The 20,871-nt window shown below is 40.5% G+C and carries 14 protein-coding genes; 4 read left to right on the forward strand and 10 right to left on the reverse strand.

Annotated features, from left to right (window positions below; translation table 11 throughout):
• Nucleotides 1-15 precede the first annotated feature (15 nt).
• The 3 genes from serC to seqA form a co-directional block, all read right to left on the reverse strand.
• A complete protein-coding gene (gene serC / locus AC3Z9T_RS05710; RefSeq protein ID WP_490125257.1) occupies nt 16-1,104 on the reverse strand; it encodes a 3-phosphoserine/phosphohydroxythreonine transaminase in 1,089 nt (362 codons plus the stop codon).
• Between the two features lie 297 nt (nt 1,105-1,401).
• Nucleotides 1,402-3,036 (reverse strand): phosphoglucomutase (alpha-D-glucose-1,6-bisphosphate-dependent), encoded by a 1,635-nt coding sequence (gene pgm / locus AC3Z9T_RS05715; protein WP_490125258.1) that lies wholly within the window; start codon nt 3,034-3,036, stop codon nt 1,402-1,404.
• A 60-nt stretch (nt 3,037-3,096) separates the two neighbouring features.
• On the reverse strand, nt 3,097-3,645 hold the full coding sequence (seqA, locus tag AC3Z9T_RS05720) for a replication initiation negative regulator SeqA (RefSeq protein WP_490125259.1): 549 nt from the start codon (nt 3,643-3,645) through the stop codon (nt 3,097-3,099).
• A gap of 283 nt (nt 3,646-3,928) precedes the next feature.
• Between seqA and AC3Z9T_RS05725 the strand changes: the two genes are divergently transcribed.
• From AC3Z9T_RS05725 to AC3Z9T_RS05740, 4 genes are all read left to right on the forward strand, one after another.
• Complete coding sequence (locus tag AC3Z9T_RS05725; RefSeq protein ID WP_490125550.1) at nt 3,929-4,711, forward strand: alpha/beta fold hydrolase; 783 nt, start codon at nt 3,929-3,931, stop codon at nt 4,709-4,711.
• Nucleotides 4,712-5,036: 325 nt separating this feature from the next.
• Complete coding sequence (locus AC3Z9T_RS05730; protein WP_490125260.1) at nt 5,037-7,124, forward strand: peptidase domain-containing ABC transporter; 2,088 nt, start codon at nt 5,037-5,039, stop codon at nt 7,122-7,124.
• A 17-nt stretch (nt 7,125-7,141) separates the two neighbouring features.
• A complete protein-coding gene (locus AC3Z9T_RS05735; RefSeq protein ID WP_490125261.1) occupies nt 7,142-8,470 on the forward strand; it encodes an HlyD family type I secretion periplasmic adaptor subunit in 1,329 nt (442 codons plus the stop codon).
• Nucleotides 8,471-8,473: 3 nt separating this feature from the next.
• Nucleotides 8,474-10,411 (forward strand): type I secretion system permease/ATPase, encoded by a 1,938-nt coding sequence (locus tag AC3Z9T_RS05740; protein ID WP_490125262.1) that lies wholly within the window; start codon nt 8,474-8,476, stop codon nt 10,409-10,411.
• 128 nt (nt 10,412-10,539) lie between these two features.
• Here the strand turns inward: AC3Z9T_RS05740 and AC3Z9T_RS05745 are convergent, their stop codons facing one another.
• The 7 genes from AC3Z9T_RS05745 to AC3Z9T_RS05775 all read right to left on the reverse strand — a co-directional run bounded on the left by AC3Z9T_RS05745 (nt 10,540) and on the right by AC3Z9T_RS05775 (nt 20,733).
• Nucleotides 10,540-12,777 carry a tail fiber/spike domain-containing protein gene (locus AC3Z9T_RS05745; RefSeq protein WP_490125263.1) on the reverse strand — a complete coding sequence of 746 codons (2,238 nt, stop codon included), beginning with the start codon at nt 12,775-12,777 and terminating at the stop codon, nt 10,540-10,542.
• Between the two features lie 60 nt (nt 12,778-12,837).
• Nucleotides 12,838-15,312, reverse strand: a complete 2,475-nt coding sequence (locus AC3Z9T_RS05750) for a host specificity factor TipJ family phage tail protein (protein WP_490125264.1) — start codon at nt 15,310-15,312, stop codon at nt 12,838-12,840.
• Nucleotides 15,299-15,691 carry an NlpC/P60 family protein gene (locus AC3Z9T_RS05755; RefSeq protein ID WP_490125265.1) on the reverse strand — a complete coding sequence of 131 codons (393 nt, stop codon included), beginning with the start codon at nt 15,689-15,691 and terminating at the stop codon, nt 15,299-15,301. The genes AC3Z9T_RS05750 and AC3Z9T_RS05755 overlap by 14 nt, the downstream gene beginning before the upstream one ends.
• A complete protein-coding gene (locus AC3Z9T_RS05760) occupies nt 15,691-16,158 on the reverse strand; it encodes a DUF1833 family protein (RefSeq protein ID WP_490125266.1) in 468 nt (155 codons plus the stop codon). The genes AC3Z9T_RS05755 and AC3Z9T_RS05760 overlap by 1 nt, the downstream gene beginning before the upstream one ends.
• Nucleotides 16,155-16,640: a hypothetical protein gene (locus AC3Z9T_RS05765; RefSeq protein WP_123382383.1), complete on the reverse strand. Its 486-nt coding sequence runs from the start codon at nt 16,638-16,640 to the stop codon at nt 16,155-16,157. Before AC3Z9T_RS05765 ends, AC3Z9T_RS05760 begins: the two co-directional genes overlap by 4 nt.
• 13 nt (nt 16,641-16,653) lie before the next feature.
• Nucleotides 16,654-20,097 carry a tape measure protein gene (locus tag AC3Z9T_RS05770; RefSeq protein ID WP_490125267.1) on the reverse strand — a complete coding sequence of 1,148 codons (3,444 nt, stop codon included), beginning with the start codon at nt 20,095-20,097 and terminating at the stop codon, nt 16,654-16,656.
• A 105-nt stretch (nt 20,098-20,202) separates the two neighbouring features.
• Nucleotides 20,203-20,733, reverse strand: coding sequence for a hypothetical protein (locus tag AC3Z9T_RS05775; protein WP_490125268.1), 531 nt, complete (start codon nt 20,731-20,733; stop codon nt 20,203-20,205).
• Between the last annotated feature and the right edge of the window lie 138 nt (nt 20,734-20,871).

The following is a 20,871-nucleotide window of genomic DNA, read 5'->3' on the forward strand; positions in this document are numbered from 1 at the left end:
GGAGTGGGAAGATCATTACGCGTGGCGACGTTCAAAGTCCGCCATAAAATCGACCAAAGCCTGAACACCCGCTAATGACATTGCATTATAGATAGAAGCGCGCATTCCACCCGATACACGGTGGCCTTTCAGTGACAATAGCCCTTGAGCTTTGGCTTCAGCAAGGAACTTCTCATCTAAAGCTGGATTTTGCATTTGGAATGGGACGTTCATCCAAGAACGGTTTTCAACTGCAACACGGTTAATATAGAACTCACTATCATCAATTGCGTTGTATAATAGTTGAGATTTTTCATAATTACGTTTTGCCATTTCTTGCAAACCGCCTTGTTCTTTCAACCATTTAAAAACCATGCCTGATAAGTACCAAGCAAATGTTGGTGGTGTATTGAACATTGAGTCATATTTGGCAAGGACGGTGTAATCAAATACTGATGGCGTTTGTATTGAAGCTTTGCCTAGCAAATCTTCGCGAATAATCACAATAGTTAAACCAGCAGGGCCTATGTTTTTCTGTGCTCCTGCATAAACAACGCCGTAACGGCTAATATCGATAGGTTTAGACAAGATAGCAGATGAATAGTCAGCAATAACGATTTTATCTTTCGGGAAGTCAGGTTCTTCGTGTATTGCTAATCCATCAATTGTCTCATTAGGGCAATAATGAATGTAGGCGGCATCATCACTTAATTGCCACTCACTCATAGGCTTAATGCCAACCACACCATCTTTTTCTTGTTTGACTTGGATTATATTTGGAGTGCAGTATTTTTGTGCTTCTTCGGCTGCTGATTCGGCCCAATAGCCACCTACAATGTAGTCAGCTGTTGTTTTATCACCCAAGAGATTCATCGGTATCGCTGCAAAATGTCCACGAGCGCCACCATGACAGAATAAAATTTTATAATTTTGGGGAACATTAAGCAGATCACGTAAGTTTTGCTCTGCTTCTTCGGCAACTGCGATGAAGTCTTTACTGCGATGACTCACTTCCATGACAGAAATACCAAGACCTTTCCAATTACAAAATTCTTGTTCTGCACGGCGCATGACTTCTACGGGTAGCATTGCAGGACCCGCACTGAAATTATAAACCTGACTCATTGACCTCACCCTATCTTTAATTTCAACAATGTTTATTAAATTAGCTCAGTACTATGGTTGTATCATCCCCCGTCGCGTGCTGCAACGGTTATTGTCGAGAAGAACAGAAATACAATACAGGTAATTTATTAATAAAAAAGCAAGGAATTTTGTTAATCCCGTCACAACAAATACAACTGTAATATTATGCAGAAATTGAAAGGCTTAAAAAAATAAAATCCCGATTTTGGCTAAGTTGCCACGATCGGGATTTAAAAACGATTTTATTAACAAGTAGCGTTAAATGAGGCCGAAAAACTAGGAGATCACCTTACTCACAATTTCAATAGCTTCTTTTTCAATTTGGCGCAAATGCTCTTCACCGCGGAAGCTTTCACAGTAGATCTTATATGCCTCTTCAGTACCCGATGGACGAGCCGCAAACCAACCATAATCAGTCATGATTTTCAATCCACCAATTGAGGCACCATTGCCCGGTGCAGTCGTTAAGCGTTGGGTTATTTTATCGCCAGCTAAAGTATCGGCAGATACCATTTCAGGAGATAACTTACTCAGCTTAGCTTTTTGTTCATGCGTTGCTTTGGCTTGGATACGACTATAAATAGGTGCGCCAAACTTTTCGGCTAGTTTATTATAGCGCTGTTGTGGATTCTCACCTGTCACGGCGGTAATTTCAGCGGCTAGCAAACATAAGATGATGCCATCTTTATCTGTTGACCATGGAGTGCCATCAAATTTTAAGAAAGAAGCGCCTGCGCTTTCTTCGCCACCAAAGCCTAGTGAGCCATCAAATAACCCCTCAACAAACCATTTGAAGCCAACAGGCACTTCCACAAGCTCACGGCCAATATCAGCAACAACACGGTCAATCATCGCACTAGAAACAAGTGTTTTACCTACTGCAACTTGTTTACCCCAGAGAGGGCGATGTTGAAATAAATAATCAATTGCCACAGCAAGGTAATGATTTGGATTCATTAAGCCCGCAGGAGTTACAATACCATGGCGATCATAGTCAGGGTCGTTAGCAAAAGCTAAATCAAACTTTTCTTTCATGCCTAATAAACCAGCCATTGCCCAGCGTGAGGAGCAATCCATACGGATCACGCCATCATGATCAAGTGGCATAAAGCGGAAAGTTTGATCGAGTTGATCATTAACTAATTCAAGATCTAATTGATAATACTCTGCAATCTTGCGCCAGTATTCGATACCTGAGCCACCGAGAGGGTCGACACCTAATTTTAACCCTGCTTTTTGGATAGCTTTCATATCAACAACTTCACCCAATGCTGCAACATAAGGCATAATAAGGTCTTGTTCTACGACATAACCACTGGACAGAGCTTCTTCAAAAGATAAACGATTCACACCAGCAAGGTTTTCTGCAATTAATTGGTTCGCTTGTTTCTCAATCACAGAAGTTAAATCTGTATCTGCAGGACCACCATTTGATGGGTTATATTTAATACCGCCATCTTCTGGAGGGTTATGCGATGGCGTTATCACTATTCCATCAGCAACATCTTGATGTGATTGGTTATAACTAATAATGGCATGGGAGATAGCAGGAGTCGGCGTAAAACCATTATCTGCTTGAATAACAATACTAACCTGATTAGCAGCAAGCACTTCAATAACAGAGATAAATGCCGCCTCAGACAGAGCATGGGTATCTTTACCAATGAAGCATGGGCCTGTTAGACCTTGCTGTTTCCGTAAGTTGACAATCGCCTGAGCAATAGCAAGAATATGATTTTCATTGAAATTCTTTCTATTTGCACTCCCTCTGTGCCCTGATGTGCCAAATTTTACGGCATGTTCAGGATTACCGACTTGCGGCTGCAATTGATAATATTGAGCGGTTAATTGTGCAACATTAATCAAATCAGTTTGAAACGGAAGCTGCCCTGCACGTTCATGTATAGTCACTTATTTTCTCCCAATACACTGATACTCCTAGGCAATATCAGTGATGCCTCAATTTTTAGATTAGATTGTATGACAGACTTTCTCAATCACATTGGCAGGGAATTGCATTTCCTGCATGATTGCTTCAACCATGCTGCGTTTGCGATTGGTATTTGTATTCGTGATCACCCAATAAGGTGTTCCTTGAATATGACGTGGCTTTGATTGCCTACCTGCGGCTAATAGCGTTTGCTCATCACCTGCAAAATAGACACGAGTACGACCATGCATTGCCTCTGTAGCATTTGCAAAGATTGTTGAATCTAAGCTATACAGTGTCGATAAAATTAGCATAAAGCGGTCTATTGCTTTATTTTTTTCTGCATATGCATCAGAGAGCAATAGCTCCCTTACTACACGGACCGGATTTTGCGGTGCAGCGGATGTTTTTTTTGTCTCTACAGCTGGTTGTAGCAGCTGTTCGTTGCCGAGTTCTTTAACGACTTGTACTGGCTGACCGGACTTAAAGTTTAACATACGGCGCAAAATGTCCGATGCACTTTCACCGATATGCTGTGTATGGCTGGCAATATAGCGGTAAAGCTCTTCATCAACTTCTATCGTTTTCATTTTTTCCCAGTACTTTTTTAACCAAAATTTGCTTGGGGATTATAAGATAGATTTCAAAAAAACAAAACAATTAAAATTTCAATAACTTAAAGTAAACACCAACCTAAGTTCAACGATATTTCAGTAAGTTATCATTTTATTGGTCGTTTTATGCTTAATCAGAAAATAAGCTATTGGTCATAGTTATTATATAGGTAGATTCCACCCCACCTTGTCGATTTGGATTTTTTAAACAGACATGCCATCATAGAATTATTAACAATTTTAAAATTGACGTTTAATGATGACTAATTTGCTAAATCATACGATCCACAAGCCTGAAAATCCTATATCACCGACTCCTGTAGTACTAATTCATGGGCTATTTGGTGATCTCAACAACCTTGGTGTATTAGGCCGCGATTTACAAAAATATTTTGAAACTATCCAAATTGATGTTCGCAACCATGGCGATTCATTTCGCGCAGAAACCATGGAATATCGGCAGATGGCAGATGATGTGATTACCTTATTGCAATCTTTAGGTTATAAGAGTGCAATACTCATTGGTCATTCAATGGGGGGGAAAATATCAATGGCAGCCACTGAAATTGCCCCTGATTTTATCGAAAAAATTGTTGCTATTGATATGGCGCCTGTTGCTTACCAAGTACGCCGACATGATACGATTATTGCCGCCCTTGAAGCCGTTATTCAAAATGGAGCTAAAAGCCGCCAAGAAGCCACTGTTATTATGCGTGAATATCTTAATGAAGACGGCGTTATTCAATTTTTGCTCAAATCTTTCCGTCAAGGTGAATGGAAATTTAATCTATCCGCAATTAAAGAAAATTATGAGCTAATCATTGGCTGGGAACCTGTTCCTGCTTGGAATAAACCTATTTTGCTGATCCCTGGTGGAAATTCCCCTTATGTTCAAGCAGAATATCGCCCTCAAATAGCAGCACAATTCCCAAATGCTAAAGCATGGGTGGTTGCAGATACAGGTCATTGGGTTCATGCAGAGAAACCTGACCATGTTTTAAGAGCCATTCATCGTTTCCTTGAGTTACCTGAATACGAATAGAAATATACTCTAAATAATTCGAGTCGCTAGGAGCATAGAAAACTATGTGACTAGCGCGAGTGAGCGTAGAAAAACGCTATAACTTGATTGAAGTATAACGAGTATAAATAACACTTATGCATGTGGAATAATTATTCCCCCGTTCAACGTTTCCCAGCGAAATATCAGATTAACTTTAACATCCTTATAATTATTATTGTTGTATTATGATTAATTACGCATACCTGCCTTAATACTATTAAGTCATGAATTTCTATTGTTATTTTGCAATATATAAACATAGAAAAATCAATAGTTATAAATCAAAGGAATATTCTCTCTTAAAATGGATAATGAAGAAAAAAAATCAACCTTATATTTCATCGGCATAATCATTAAACTTTCAGGTGATATTAATCATGAGAAATTAGGCCACATAATCGACAAAGAAAAGTCACTAAACGAATTATTAGCCGAGATAAAAAAACAGCTAAATGTTAAATGCAAATTTAAAAACCAAAGAAATAAATCAATTGAAAAAATAGATTCACCTTCTATTATATATGATAATGATAACATTGCCTACCTATTAGCTAATTTCAATCATGAGCAGGTTCTCATACAACGGTTTGGTAATCACGCCCCTGAAATTTGGGCAATAGATGAATTTAAACAAAAGTGGAGCGGTAAATGGCTGCAAGTAAAATCAACACAAAGTAAATTTGATATTACGTGGTTTCAAGCTGAATTTTTAAAATATAAAAATATTATTGCATGGGTTTTGCTATTCTCATTTATTTTACAAATACTCGCCTTAGTATCTCCGATTGTTATTCAAGTCATTATGGATAAAGTATTAGTCCATAACAGTATGGCGACCTTGGATGTATTGATATTTGGCTTAATTGTTGTGGCTATTATCGAGGTTACCTTAAAAGGTTTAAGAGAATATGTTTATCATCACACCGTAAATCGGATTGATATTACATTAGGTTTAAAACTAGTTAACCATTTATTACACCTTCCTATTTCTTTTTTTAAAACACGCCAAATTGGCGCCATTGTAACTCGAGTAAAAGAACTTGAAACCATTCGTGAGTTTCTAACTGGGAGTTTTTTTACATTATGTGTTGATGTGTTATTTCTGTTTGTATTTATTTATGTGATGAGTTTACTCTCTTCGACTCTCACCCTAATTTTCCTCTGCTCAATTCCACTTTATTTACTCATTGCTTGGTGGCTAACCCCTAAAATTGAAGCTGCTGCTCATGAACAGTTTGCTAATATTGCAATTAATACGTCTTTTTTAACCGAGAGCATTAATGGCATTGAAACAGCAAAAAGCTTATCTATTGAACCTAACTTTACTCGCAGATGGGATAAGCAGACTTCAGAGATGAGCCATACTACTTTTACTGCTGGGCAGATCAATTCACGTTCTGAACATCTCGTTATGGTAATTGAAAAATTAACCAGTGCAGTTATTTTATGGGTAGGTGCATCAGAAGTATTAGCTTTGCAACTCACCATCGGGCAATTTATCGCTTTCCATATGATGGTCAACCATGCTAGCCAGCCTTTGGTAAAATTGGTTAAACTTTGGGGAGATTATATTAGAACCAAAGTAGCTATTGAGAAACTAGCACAAATTATCAATTTACCTATAGAACAAACTAAACACGGTCAAAATAATACATTAAAAGGTCATATCCAATTATGTAATATCTCTTTTCGCTACCAACCCAATATGCCCTACATCCTGAACGATTTTAGTTTATCCATTCGTTCAGGTGAAACATTAGGAATTGTTGGAACATCAGGCTCAGGGAAAAGTACCTTAGCCCGTTTACTACTCCGTCTATATACCCCTGAGCAAGGTGGTATTTTTATTGATGGAGTACCATTAACATCAATAAATATTCACTCATTAAGGCAACAGGTCGGTATCGTATTACAAGAGAATTACCTGTTTAACCAAACGGTATTCGATAATATCGCACAAACTTGCCCAAGTGCTTCCATGGATCAAGTCATACAAGCCGCTAAAATGGCAGGAGCCCATGATTTTATCTTAAAGCTTCCCATGGGCTACGATACAGTCCTATCCGAAGGTGGTTCTTCGCTATCAGGGGGTCAACGCCAACGAATAGCGATTGCGCGAACGTTACTTGCTGACCCCAAAATTATTATATTTGATGAAGCAACAAGCGCATTAGACGATGAATCTCAAGCCATTATTCAGGAAAACATGCAGATTATTGCTCAAGGTAGAACAGTGATCACTATTGCACATCGGCTTTCTACTATACGCGAGCACCAACGGATCATCGTTATGCAGGAAGGAAAAATCATTGAGCAAGGCAGCCACCAGCAATTAATAAAGCAAGGTCAGTTCTATCAACACTTGTGGTCATTACAGCAATCACTTAAATAATTACAGGGATGTTAGCGATGAAAAAAGTACCAACCAATACGCGGTATGACCGTTTTTTACCGTCACATTTGGCACTATTAAAAAGCCCTCCGTCTTATCTTGCATTGATGACGGCCATCATTATCAGTGTAGGTATATTACTTGCTATTTCATGGTCATATATTGGCAAATTAGATATTCAAGCAACTGCACAAGGTCGGTTGATCGTTTCTGGACGCACCCAAATCATTCAAGCTTTTGAGCTGAGTCGTTTACGGCACATTTATGTCGCCGATGGTCAAAAAGTGAATAAAGGCGATCCGCTACTAAGCGTCGATGTATTAGGGATCAATCAAGACATTCTTAATCTCACTTATCAAATTAACTTTCAACAAATTGAAAAGATAGTTCACCATAGTTTGCTAAATCAGCAATCACCTGAACTCAATAATAAGTTTGCTAGTTTATTACCTATTGAGCAACAACGAGCCATACAAAGTTATCAAAGTTTGAAAAAGGAATATGATGCATTAACTACTGAAATAAATAATGAAATAGCTATTAATAGAGCAAACTATTCAGCGAGAAAGCTTGAGTTAAAAGATGTCAATTTATTGCTCATTAACATTAGAAAACGACTTGCTGCTCACAGTGCGTTGAATGACAAACAACTGATTAGCCAGAAAGAGTTCTTAGAGCAAGAACGTGAGCTTCTTCATACTCAAAAAGAAAAAACGATGAAGTTGTCTGAACTAAGCATTTTAGATAGTCAACATCATGCATTACAAGAAAAGCTTAATCGTTTACAGACACAAAAAAGCCAAGAATGGCATGAAAAATATCGACAAGCTGAATTTAAACATGCATCAGCAGAACAAGAACTGCTAAAAAACCAAGAAAGAGAACAACTCGAGATTATTCGCTCTCCTGTTGATGGGACGATACAGCAATTAGCAACTTATACTTTAGGTGCCGTATTACAACCCGCTCAACAACTAATGGTAATCGTTCCCAGTAATGATGTACAACTTGCTGAAGTAAAAATCCTTAATAAAGATATTGGGTTTATTCGCGAAGGGCAAAGTGCCACGGTTAAAATTGATGCTTTTCCATATACTCGCTATGGCACCATTGAAGGTAAAGTACTCTCTATATCAAGAGATAGCACACAAGATGAGCAACTCGGGTTAGTTTTTTTAGGGCAAATTAGCCTTAACAAGAAAAGTTTATTGGTAGAAAACAATGATATTGAACTCACACCCGGTTTATCTGTAACAACTGAAATCAAAACTGAAAAGCGCCGCGTCATTGATTATCTATTAAGTCCGATTCAGGAATACACCTCTACCGCAATGAGAGAAAAATAATCGATGGAAAAAATAGATAATAACTACGGACTAGAAGCATTGATTTGGGTTGCTAACCATTATCAAAAAAGCCTTACTAAAGATCAGTTAATGCATGCCATTGGCATGAGCACTACTTCACCAACAGACTGGGAACTCAGAGAATGTGCACATATTACGGGTTATGAAACAGAGTTAATTAAATTCAATAAACAACAATTAGCTAGCCTTCCTCTTCCGGCGCTGATTGAAGTTCACGGGTGCTGGTTTATATTATCAAAAGAGAGTGATAATACATTAATACTTATTCACCCTATAAGTAATAAGATCGAACATCTAGATAATCTTTTGAGTACAACTGACAATGTCAAAGCTCTATTGATAAAAGAACAATTTGAAATTGAACAAAAGAAAAAATTTGGCATCAGTTGGTTTATTCCATCAATATTACGTCAGCGTTCACAATTAAAAAACATCTTCATCCTAGCAGCGGTTGTTCAATTGTTTGCTTTGATCAATCCTTTATTTTTTCAAAATGTTATTGATAAAGTTTTAGTTGGAAGAAGCATTGATAGCCTGCATGTGTTAGCCATTGGCATTATCAGTATTGCATTTGCAGAACCGCTGTATACCTTTATTCGTAATAAAATTTTCAGTAATACCAGTTCACAGATTGGTTCTGAATTATCAGGAAAGCTATACCGCCATTTAATGGCATTGCCATTAAATTATTTTAAATTACGACCAACCGGCAAAATTATTGCGCGGATCAGGGAAATGGCACATATCCGTCAATTTTTGACGGGTTCAACATTGATGCTATTTATTGACTTGCTATTTGTCAGCCTATTTATTGCTGTACTGTTTTCCTATAGTGCAACCATGACATGGATCTTAATAGGTTCCCTGTTCGTTTTCTTTATTCTATGGATGATCCTTGGCCCTATCATTCGTCGACAAACTGAAAAATCCTACCAAGCAGATGAAAATGGTTTAACCTTTTTAACCGAGTCAATCACAGGTATTGAAACGATTAAAACCACCGCGACTGAGAAATATTTTCACCTTCGCTGGCAAAAATTACTCAGTAAGCAATTAATTCAAGGCTTCAAAGTCACCATGCGTAGTGAGGTTGCATCCCAATTGATGACTTTGGTCAGTAAAGTCACTACCGCATTACTTCTTTGGGTCGGTGTAAAAGAAGTCATGAATGGTGGTATTAGCCCAGGTGAGCTGGTTGCCTACAATATGTTGAGTGCTCATGTGACCCAACCCGTCTTACGCTTAGCCCAAATTTGGCAAGACTTTCAACACACTATCATATCATTACGACGAGTAGGCGATATTCTTGATGAGCCCGTAGAAAATGAAAGAAAAGGGATTGTGAGCTCCGCATCTATCCATGGCTGCATTGACTTCCAAAATATTCGTTTTCGTTATCAACCAGACACACCAGAAGTACTCAATAATCTTTCTCTTTCAGTAAAAGCAGGTGAATTTATTGGTATTACAGGCCCTTCGGGTTCAGGTAAAAGCACCTTAACTAAACTGCTACAGCGACTTTATATACCACAGCATGGTCAGGTCATTGTTGATGGGATGGATTTATCGGTTAGCGATACCGTAGCATTACGTCGGCGTATGAGTGTGGTACTACAAGAAAGCATGCTATTTGTCGGAACTATCACAGAAAACATTCGTTTGAGTAAACCACAAGCGAGTGATGATGACGTAATTGAAGCGGCAAAACTGGCGGGAGCCTATGAGTTTATTATGGGTTTGCCTGATAATTTTAACTATCACCTATCTGAAAGAGGAACCAATCTTTCAGGTGGACAACGTCAACGTGTTGCATTAGCTAGGGCCTTACTGACAAAACCCGATATCTTGATTTTAGATGAAGCAACATCTGCATTAGATTATGAATCACAGGATGTGCAAACATTGATTAATGATTTTTAGCTAGCAAAGCCGCACTACAAGCCAGCCAGCATTTTTGTACTTTGCTAATTTTTGCTCATTTGTGCCAACTCCTCTCATTTTTGTGTCACAATTTCGGCACAGCTCGTCACAGTGATTTTCCCTCCGTGCTATACTACGTCAGGGTAATTATCAGCAATTGACCTTATTACAGCCCCACCTGACTTTCTAATCTTGCTGTTACTGATGCTGTATATTACTGGCAGGAGTACTCTACCTCCACTCACATACCCCAACCAAACTCCATCACCGCCAGATTCTGTTATTTCTCTGATATTTAATTGCCCGTTTTCGTGATTAATGAAGCCTATCGCACCAGTTGCATTTTTAACATTGCGTAAGGATAATGAAACGGATGTATATAAAGAGAAATTTCTCACTGCGGGCAAGCGGCTCGTCCCATCTAATGACATTGTCAGATCAATATTTGATTCTGGGTTTTGTATATTAACAACTGCAGTTTCGCTAGAAGATGCTGCTGTTGCGTCTTTTACTACAAAGTTCAATGTTAATTTAGCGCCTAATTTTCCAGCGAAAGATGTGCCATTATCTGTGAGTAATCCATAATTGACACTAATAACTTTTCCTGAGATTCCACCATAGGCACCACCTCCTTTAGGGTTAAATCCTATAGCTCTTACTGTTGTTCTTATTGTTGACGACTCACCTAGTCCATTAATTGTCACGCCATTAATATTTATATAGTTTTCTTTTGTTCCAAAATAGATAGGGAATGCATAACATGCTTTACTCTTAAAGCCAGCAAGCGACACTGTGTTTGTTGTTAGCTGACCTGACTGAGCGCCCCACGCGGGAATGAAGTTACCGAATGAAATATCAGAGTGTTTATTGAAGAACCCTTTGATGTTAGAGCCGTTACTTAGGCATGAGCTAAACGCAACCCCGTGTACATTATGCTCTGTAAGTATATCTCTGTATCTGTGATCTGTAAGAGACTCAAACTGAATACCAACTCCGCCAGTCACGACGTTATCACTATTAACATACGAGTAATAACTACCAGACGCCCACAAATCAGATGTTTCAATAGAGTCAATCGATGTAAACAACATCATTGCGCCAGCATAACTATAAAATCTATCCGAGCCTGATAAGCCAGGGTTACAAAAAGCAACTTTGAAGCCATTGTATTTATGCATTTCTCCCGACATGTATGACGCTGTAAAATGTGCATTCCCTTTGTATTCACTGTCAGTAAACACCAGTAATGATAAACCGCTGCCTTTTCCCTGCATGCCGCTTCCATTGGTTTTATAACGAACCATAGTCCCATCTATCCGTTCTTGATAGCCAAACTGAATAGGTCTGTCACATCGATAACACCCATTAGCTAGCACAACATTGGAGTACGGAAACTCTGACCAGAGGTCATTGCCAGTAGGGTTAACAAAGTCACCAATCGCTGCTCTAAATGCTTTTAATATTGCATGAGAGCTATCCTGAACTGTTAGAATATCAAGTATATTTTCAGTTGTTTTCGCGCCAAACCACTCGGGTTTTACTTCGTGATTAGTAAATTTAACAGACGTTTTCGCCTTTGGATCGGCATAAAAATCATCTTCGGTTTCAAATACGTGATATAGCCCAGCGTTAAATTCACTGTTAAGCTTCAGGGTTGCATTTTTATCTACTTTGATGACTGCGCCAAATGGAACTTCCACCGGAATGTCTATAGTGATGTTTTTCTCAATATAATATTCCCCGTTTACAAACCTCAAGGGTTGCTTCGCTGCCTTTAATTTTTCAATAGCATCAATCAAAGCATCTACACACCCAGTGCCAGCCCCACCCTTTATACTAAAGCTAGATGTAGTTAAATACTCGGATAATCTATCTTTTAGTGTTTGATTGTTGCCAATTCCAATTAACGACCCATCTCCATTTTTAATATCACCACGTAAGCTAGCATCACCAACACTGACCCACGCACCTTTACCGATGCCACCTGTTGATTGCGGAGTTGAGCCTGCTGGCACTTGTTTAGGCAAATCACCATCCCAACGGTAGTATTCACCTGTAGTTTCATCACGCAGTATATGATTGCGCTGAGTTAATTCATTGTTCGGTAAATCAGCACCTTGTTGAAAGCTATCTATAGTAATATAGCCAGCCGCGACGATCGCTGTATTCATGTCGACTTTAAACTTCTCGACCAACTCTTTGAATAACCACTCCATACCCGCAGCAGTAAGGTGGCAATTTCCAAAGCGGTCAATGTATTTACGCTCTAGTGATGTAGCCCAGATATCTAGCAATCCTGAGTTAAAAAACAGGTCTTTTACATCAGAGCTGGGAACTGGATTTTTTGTTGGCTTGACTTCTCTCATGCTTATTTTTTCCAATAAAAAAGCCAGCTCTATGGCTGGCTTGTTGGTTAATGATTGCTGTTATGCGTTATAGTCGGCTTTTGCGTCGAAATGTTCTGTTGCGGTTATTGTGTAGCGTTCTCCACCAAGCGGGCGTTTATCTGTTATCACCCACTTAATATTGTCGGTTTCTACTGAAGTTGCGATCACATATCTTGACGGTGACTGCACTCGATAACCTTCGTACAAATTGAGCTCGATATCCTCTGGCACACTTGCGATAAAGCCAAACTCGGTATCTTGCCTTGGTTCAGCTTTAAACTTACGCGTTGTGTAGCCCATGCTATCTGTGAGATACACCCACATCTCTGCATCAAATTTGATTTTCTCGCTAGTTGTGAATGCCTCTCCGTTTCTCTCAGTGATGTAACCGGCTTGCTGATTTGAATCGTAAGTATCAGCTATCAGAACCATATCTGATGGGTACACATTCCCGCCATCTGCTAGGGTTGTCAGACTGATACTTGTTCGTTGGTGAATGAGTCGATTAGCCTCTAACAGCGCCCTGTCCATTGCTTGATAGTGATTTCTACAGCCTTGTAAAACTATCTTATTCGGAGTGCGTGATAACCCTTCAGTGATTCCGTTTTCATCAACTCGAAAGCGGATATAGTCTTTCTTATTGCGAACCGGTTCGACATACTCCAATTCAATCCCGTCATAACCAGATGGCATTGACATGTCATACGATATCTTCATGTCGTTACCTGTGATGTTTGACCGATTGAAGGTGGTCATGGGGAATTCGCTAGACTGTTCACGCGAGAATGTCAGCACTGCATTGTCGTAATAAGCCGTCACTCGAGCTGCATTACAGATAGTTTCGATGCGCTGACCGAGGGAAATATCTTCATCATCGAATGTGTAATCAAAATATCCGAGCCGCTCATCTGGCAAGCTATCGTAAATTCGATAGAGACCGTCGATGTCGATATTCTTTTCATTTTCGCCAGCTGTGATTAACCAAGTATGCAGCACTGCATCAGCAAAACTTCGCGATGGCCTGAGCGTATAGTCAACTTGCTTTGATACTCGGTCATACGAAATATGCATGCGTGTGGCCAACAAATTGTATTTGCGCTCTCTTGCCCCTGTTGGTGCTTCAGTAGCTCTCACAGATACATTAACAATGGTGTCATTCTCAAAAACGACATTCTCACGAACTCGGACAATGTGAGCGTTTTCGATTTTCATGATGCTTTGATCGCTGCTGTTATTGCGTCTAGTGAGTTGTACAGCGTAACGTCCACGACCTGAGTTAAGCGTCACCTTGTCCGTTTTGTAATAAACTCGCGCGCCATTATTTGCACTTAGCGCAGTATTAAAGCTTTGACGAGTGCCCGCTATTTCTTCGTTATCCGTGTTTATCTTCCAGATTTCAACATCAGCATTACAGTTATCACCGCCCCCTAGTTGTGCTTGCAAGTGAATCCACATCTGATCGCCGTCAACAGGGGAAAAGAATGGGCCGACTGTTAAGAATTGATTGTCGTACAAAATAAACTTTGTCGTGTTCACTACTGCATTCGGCGGGAGCTGAGCGAGTTCAGTACCAGACAGGTTTGTGAAAAAGAATTCGTAGTAATATGTTTTCCCGATCAGCGCACCATCGTCACTCTCTTTAGCGTCAGCTAACTGAGCGTCAATTATGACATCTTTAGTGACAGAGCCCTGCGGAGTGTCGTAGCTTACATTCACTGTCATTGAGATTGAACGTGGCTTTGTGAGCTCAAAGAAATACTCAAATTCATCTTGTTTAACGATTTTTATCGCTGCTTCGCCGCCTTTTATCTCACCCGAAACGACCTCATTTGCTGTCGCTGTTTGCTGTGGAATTTCATTGCTTTCATTGGGACCCGGCAATTCTTGACCGTCGATGTCTGGAAACTCGAAGCCCTCGTTGATCAGCGGGATAAATTCTTTTGGCTTGTATATCTTGTAACTCGCACCAGCCATCGCGGTAAAATCAGATTCAGCAAATCGAATGCTTTCTGTTTTATATTCGCCAATACCGATGTTTAGCCACTCGGTTACAGTCTTAAGGTTGTTGTTATACTCAAACATAGACTGCTGGATGAGGTCAGGAAACGCCCTTACTTGCCCGTGTATCTCTGGTCTTGCCTGATATGCCCTTGCAACGTTTGTTTGCCCTGTGAGTCGGTTATTCGGGCTATCTTTGACATTCGACTCAGCCGCAGAAAATGACGGCGTTTTTGGTGCCAGAAACGAGAATACTTTTGTGACTAGGTTGAACACTGGATTCAGAATATCGCCGATAACACCTTTTGGCTGGTCGAATATTTGAATAAGGTGAGTAGGTGTTATCTCGAAATCCAATTCGTCATCTTCTTGCAACTCTCGACCGTTAACGATAATCAGAACATCACTATGTAACTGCTGATGCACTAGAAAATCGCTATAAAAAAAAGAGCCGACTGTTAAATCGACTCTCTCTTTAGGCGTTCCAGCAATTCGCTGAATTTCAACTATCGGCATATTTCATAAACTCCAATTTCGTGAATTTCTTCTCAAGCACAATGAGCCTATCCATGCGTACAGCGCCATTTTCACCTCGACTATGAAATGCATTACCGTCGATAACTAACCCGATGTGAGCTGGCTGAGTGCCGCGATAACCAATGAATATCCCGTCATCGACTGGATGCTCTGTGCGCTGCCAGAATTCGACCTCATTCTCATAACAAGTTACAAAATCATGGTCCGATTCGTAGCCAGCGTCGTGATGAATTTCCGTACCTAGTACGTACCTAAAATACAAGACCACCAAGCCCCAGCAATCACACGCATCAAACGTACACGCCCGATTCTTCCACGGCTTGCCAATCATCCGATTAATAAACTCTAATTTCGTCATTAGACCGTCTCCAAGCCTGTGAATTCTTCCATCGTGTAAATTTTGGCGATGTTTTTGTTGAGCGGGTTATTCATCGACAGCGTGACAGTGACCGATTCCGCATCAAGCGAGCAGTCTTTCACATACAGCGACCATTCACTTATCGGATTATCTTTATCAGCTGAATCAAATAGCCTGAATGTTGCGATAATTGGCTTCATTCGAGTATTTGACCGCCATAGCTTGAGTTGCGGCTTAAAGTCCTGCGCGACTCGGCTAAACTTAACCGAAGCATCGATAATTGGCGTTTTGCTTTGCTGGCTCTCTGCTAGCTCAAAGTTACACGGCTGATACTCAACACCGCCCAAGACTTTAGGCTCTATCTGTAAGCTGACTAAATGAATGTTTCCGAATGATGGGTGATAGAATTGAATTGTTTCGTAAAATGTGCGCATCGGTCGTTGCGCTCGGTACTCTCTTAACTTCATTCTCCCCCCTTACATCGTGGTAATCGCTCGGTGACGACGATATCGAGCAAGCCCCATTCTTCAGGTAATAACTCGACAATCAGGTCTCCGAACTCATCATCTGTGTTGTTCAGTTTTCGGCAAATAATGCTTCCTGTCCATGTCACCACGCCAGCAACTATCGACGTCTGCACTGGCATTTGAACGAAGTGAACTATTTGTTCCTGTAGCCCACTACCGCCCAAATCAATTTCCATACGAAACCAGCGCTTACCATTATCAAGATAGTTAGGGCTTCGCAACCATTGAGCAAAGCGCCTTTCCTGCTCTCGCCTCAATACCCATCGCACACTCCAAACGGTTTTTAAATCATCTGTAAGAGGCTGGAAAATAGGAGCGCCAACCTGTGGCTGGTCAGTCCTAAATCCCGTGTCGATGGTCATGTTTTTGTCTGCCCTAATCGGCAATGGCATACCGCGAGGGTAATCAATAATTTCGTCCATCTTTACCTCTTGGTTATCTTAAGACTGGCGTTGCGTTTGTGTTGTCGGTTATAGCGCGGAGCAATGGGCCTTTCTCACGCATATCTGAAATAAACGCTTGAACCGTTAATGTATCGCCGCTTTGTGATGCCTTGGCGTCGAATTGATGCTTCCCTGTTGAGTAATCATAAAACTCAATATTCAGGGTTATACCCTTACCTGCGCCCGCCTTATCCGCTGGTACAACCTTCCCTGACTTATTCGGAATAAAAGCCTGTTTCCCGTCGTAAGTCTGGAATATCTCAGATTCTCCCGATTCATTAATACGATAAGGATTGCCGCCTGATACGTTACCGCCGTAGCGACGACCTCCGAGTAATGACATCGATTGACCAGCTAACATTGACGATTGGAAGGAAGCTAATCCGCTACCTGCTGCCGCCCCGCCTGTTGCGATAGATGCCGCTATTGCCGCAGGTGTCCAAGCTGCCAATGCTGCCGCGCCCCCTGCTACTGCTGCCGCTGCGTTCGCTGTCTGCGCTGCTACTCCCATCGTTTTACTGATGATAAAGTTTTTCAGCATCTCAACACCGACCTGCACGATTGAGTTAACGACACTGTTTAGAATCGTGTTACCCAATGAACGCATAGCATCAGCTGCCGACATAGTGCCTGTCATTAACCCTGTCATTACGTTGGAAGCATTCCCCGCGAACGAATCAACCGCAGACGCCAGCATTTCGTAGCTTAATGATTGATTCCTCATTAGCTCCCATTGTGCGGCTGTTTGCTGTTGTTGATACTGATTATCCATCGCTGTAATAAGCGCTCTGTATTGCATGTCAGTAGCTTGTTTTGCTGCTGTGAATTGCTCATGCGACATTTGCTGTTTAGCGTAGGAGTTTTCTAGTAACTGCTGCTCTTGATTGTAATACTCTCTCATCAAGGCGAGTTTGCGCGTGTTTTCGTTCTGTAATGCTTGTACAGGGTCGAACTTAGCGCGGTTCTCTGCTACTGGTGTAATGATATTATTGGCTGTGGCCTCTGCAATTTTAGTGGCGTATTCAGACGCGATTTCTAACCTGCGGCGCTGTGACTCTTCAAGGGAAATATCACCTGCTTTCAGTTGTCTTTCTATCTGTGCCAACTCATCAGTTTTCAGCTTCTCAGCTTTGGCGATCACATTAGCTTCTAGCGCTGCTCGTTTGTCTGCTAATCGTTGCTGAATATCATACAACTCACCCGCTAAGCGCTCGGCTTCTGCTATCTGCTGAGGACTTGCCTTATCACCTAATGCCTTACCTGCGTCATATTGCGCTAATTGTTTGGATCCATCTTCGTATCTTTTGTTCAATCGTTCGATTTCGGCTACTTGACGCTTAATTGCTTCTGTTGCGGTATCGCTAGCCTTAGATGATTCTTTAGCTCCCTTTCCTCTCTCCCTTTCGGATTCAGCTAAATTATAGTTTGCCTCAGCTAAATCCAAGGCTTCCTTCATCTGAGTCGAGCCATCGACTGTTCCCGCTTTTAGCTGTCTTTGCCTTTCTGCTGCTCTAGCTCTCTCTTTTTTGTCTTGAATAGACAGTAATTCATTTTGGTCTTTCAGTTGCTGAATGTACTTATCACCTTCTTCTGACCTAGATTCACTTTGAGCATCATTAAGGTTCCGCTGTGCATTGGCTGCTTCTTGTATTTTTTTACCCATCCACTGAACTGCATTACCAAGTTTGTCAGCGGCGTTTGTTGCGTTACCAAATATAGATTCGCTATTTTCAACCTCTTTGTTTAGCTCTGCTGATATTCTCTCTGCGGTGCTCTTCGCTCGATTTAGATCTTCAAGGGCTTCCCTTTCTTTATCCTGAGCTATTGTTAGCTTGTCATTTGCTTCAGCTAAACGCCTTGATACTGCAATGTACTCCTGCGTTCCTTCTTCTAATTTGCTTAGCTCCTTCGATAGTTCAGCGACAGCGCCCCTTGCCTTAGAGCCAGCCACGTTAGTTTCTAGAAGATTAGCATTGAGCTTTGGCAGGGACTCCCTTAATTTTGCAGCTAAAACTTCTTTTTGAGCCCATGTCATTTTGTCGAGCTCTTTTGTAACAAGGTCTAATGACTTTGATAACTCTTTGGCTTCTACTTTTGCTTGCTCAAAATTTTGGTAAAGGTAGTAAATAGCGCCAGCTGCCAACATAGCCGCACCCATTGGGCCACCAATTAATCCTAGAGCCCTTGATGCCATCCCTGATGCAATTGACAGCCTACTCTGTGCCGCTGCTAGCTCATTTGTGGCAATTGTTTCAGCCTTAGTTAAACTGGTAATTGTTGCTGAGTTAGTCGCTAGTTGTCTTCTTATTGCTGTTCTCGCTGCCTCTGATTTAGCGGCAGCTAATTGAGCGCTGAGAGACTGCTGAGTAGTCACAGCTAAAGCTTTTTCAGCCTTGATCTGATTGAGAGTAACTTGAGTTGAATTAACTTTTTCTACATTTAACTTTCTATTATCAATCGCTGCTTGCAAAGCCGCCTTACTTGATAAAAACATAGCATTGGATAAATTACCAAAGTACCTTGCAGCACTGATAGCAACGATCCCAGCAATGGCATCTGCAACATAGTTAAAGTTCTGTGTTAACACTGCAAACCCAGCGGAAACAGACCTTGTTAATCCAAGAGACTGATTTAATTCTCCATAATATGCTTTTGCTGAGTTAGTTAGTTTTGTGAATCCATCAGCAACAGTATTATCCATTGAATCCGCAAGTGCGTTATTTTCTTCTTTTGAGTTCCTCATGGCATCAACAAACAGCTTCATTGAGATGCCTGTTTCCATTGCCATTTTTTTGACGTCATTCTCGGTAACTTTAATACCGCCTCGCAATCTGGATAATTCTTTTGCAATATCCCCAACAACTGATGGAGTGGCATTTAAAACAGAATGCCAATCATTGCCTCGTAATGTGCCGACCACCATTGCGCGATTCAATGCATTCATCGCTGATTCTGTCTGTTGAGCGCCCGTAGCATTCGCGGTAAATGCTGATGATAATGACTCTATATAATCAATAGTCTGTTCTGTTCCGTATCCAAGTTCTTTAATTGAGGTTGCCGACCCAGCATAAAGGGATTGCACAGTCTCAATAGCTTTACCGTTTCTATTACTTATTTCTAAAAATCTATCTTGGATTTCTGAGTATTTACTTACATCACCTTCAACGGACTTTAGCGCCATTTTAATGCGCGCAGCCATTTGCCCCCACTCATCAACAGCGTGAATAACTGCTCCTGCTGATAGGGCTGAAGTGACAGCCATTGCTGCTTTAGAGAATGAAAACATTGCTTTCTCTGTTTTTTCAGCAGACTTAGCTGTCTTATCAAAACTCACATCGAGGTCGCTTAGACTTCTATCTACTTGCTTGTTAGCTACTAATAATTGCTCTGTGTCCGCTTTTATTATGAACTCAACAGAACCTGCATTTAATGCCATGATAACCTCTCAAAAAAGAAAGCCCCATCAAGTGACAGGGCTGTTAGCTAAAACAAAAAACCCCGCCAGTTGGCAGGGTTGCTTTTATGATTGACTGTTAAGGTATTAAATCATGCTAAATAAATATTTTAATTTTTGCATATACGTCACCCCTTCAGAAATACTACCAATATTATCTTTAGCCTGTACTTCAGCTGTTATAAGGTTTATTCCGTCTACTTTTTTACCATCTACAGTCGCTTTGATAAGAGTGTAATAATAAAGATCACTACCAAAGTAAATCCTCATAAATTCGCATCTAGCAAAACCTGACAACTCAACACCAAAGGAGTTACTTGCTGAAAATGTATTTTCTGAATATATCTTTGCCCATTGGAGATCTTTCAAATCCTTAAAGCTAGTTGAAACTGAAAGCACTGAATCAATTTCACTTTTAGATGGAGTAGTCCAATCGACAGAATACCCAGTAAGCTTATAAGACGACGGGGATTTCATTAAATCCTTTGTTATCCCAGAGCAATAATTTGCTAGCGTATAGTTTTTAACTTTGCTGTATGGTAAAAAATTAATCGATATCGCTGCAATTACAATCACCGCTATAACAACGCATACTACCACCTTGACCTTTTTATTCATCTCACCATCCCATTAATTAGTTTCAGTAATGTTAGCTTAGCGGGAGTGCAAATTGAAGCAAACAAAAAACCTGCCAAATTTGGCTTTATAATCGATGCTTTAGATCTATTGAATTTATCATTACAAATCAATATATTG

It is taken from the genome of Providencia sp. 6390 (assembly GCF_058148425.1).

Coding starts and splice junctions, on each gene's coding strand:
- serC (WP_490125257.1), bottom strand. CDS start 1,104: ATGAGTCAGGTTTATAATTTCAGTGCGGGTCCTGCAATGCTACCCGTA.
- seqA (WP_490125259.1), bottom strand. CDS start 3,645: ATGAAAACGATAGAAGTTGATGAAGAGCTTTACCGCTATATTGCCAGC.
- AC3Z9T_RS05725 (WP_490125550.1), top strand. CDS start 3,929: ATGACTAATTTGCTAAATCATACGATCCACAAGCCTGAAAATCCTATA.
- AC3Z9T_RS05730 (WP_490125260.1), top strand. CDS start 5,037: ATGGATAATGAAGAAAAAAAATCAACCTTATATTTCATCGGCATAATC.
- AC3Z9T_RS05735 (WP_490125261.1), top strand. CDS start 7,142: ATGAAAAAAGTACCAACCAATACGCGGTATGACCGTTTTTTACCGTCA.
- AC3Z9T_RS05740 (WP_490125262.1), top strand. CDS start 8,474: ATGGAAAAAATAGATAATAACTACGGACTAGAAGCATTGATTTGGGTT.
- AC3Z9T_RS05745 (WP_490125263.1), bottom strand. CDS start 12,777: ATGAGAGAAGTCAAGCCAACAAAAAATCCAGTTCCCAGCTCTGATGTA.
- AC3Z9T_RS05750 (WP_490125264.1), bottom strand. CDS start 15,312: ATGCCGATAGTTGAAATTCAGCGAATTGCTGGAACGCCTAAAGAGAGA.
- AC3Z9T_RS05755 (WP_490125265.1), bottom strand. CDS start 15,691: ATGACGAAATTAGAGTTTATTAATCGGATGATTGGCAAGCCGTGGAAG.
- AC3Z9T_RS05760 (WP_490125266.1), bottom strand. CDS start 16,158: ATGAAGTTAAGAGAGTACCGAGCGCAACGACCGATGCGCACATTTTAC.
- AC3Z9T_RS05765 (WP_123382383.1), bottom strand. CDS start 16,640: ATGGACGAAATTATTGATTACCCTCGCGGTATGCCATTGCCGATTAGG.
- AC3Z9T_RS05770 (WP_490125267.1), bottom strand. CDS start 20,097: ATGGCATTAAATGCAGGTTCTGTTGAGTTCATAATAAAAGCGGACACA.
- AC3Z9T_RS05775 (WP_490125268.1), bottom strand. CDS start 20,733: ATGAATAAAAAGGTCAAGGTGGTAGTATGCGTTGTTATAGCGGTGATT.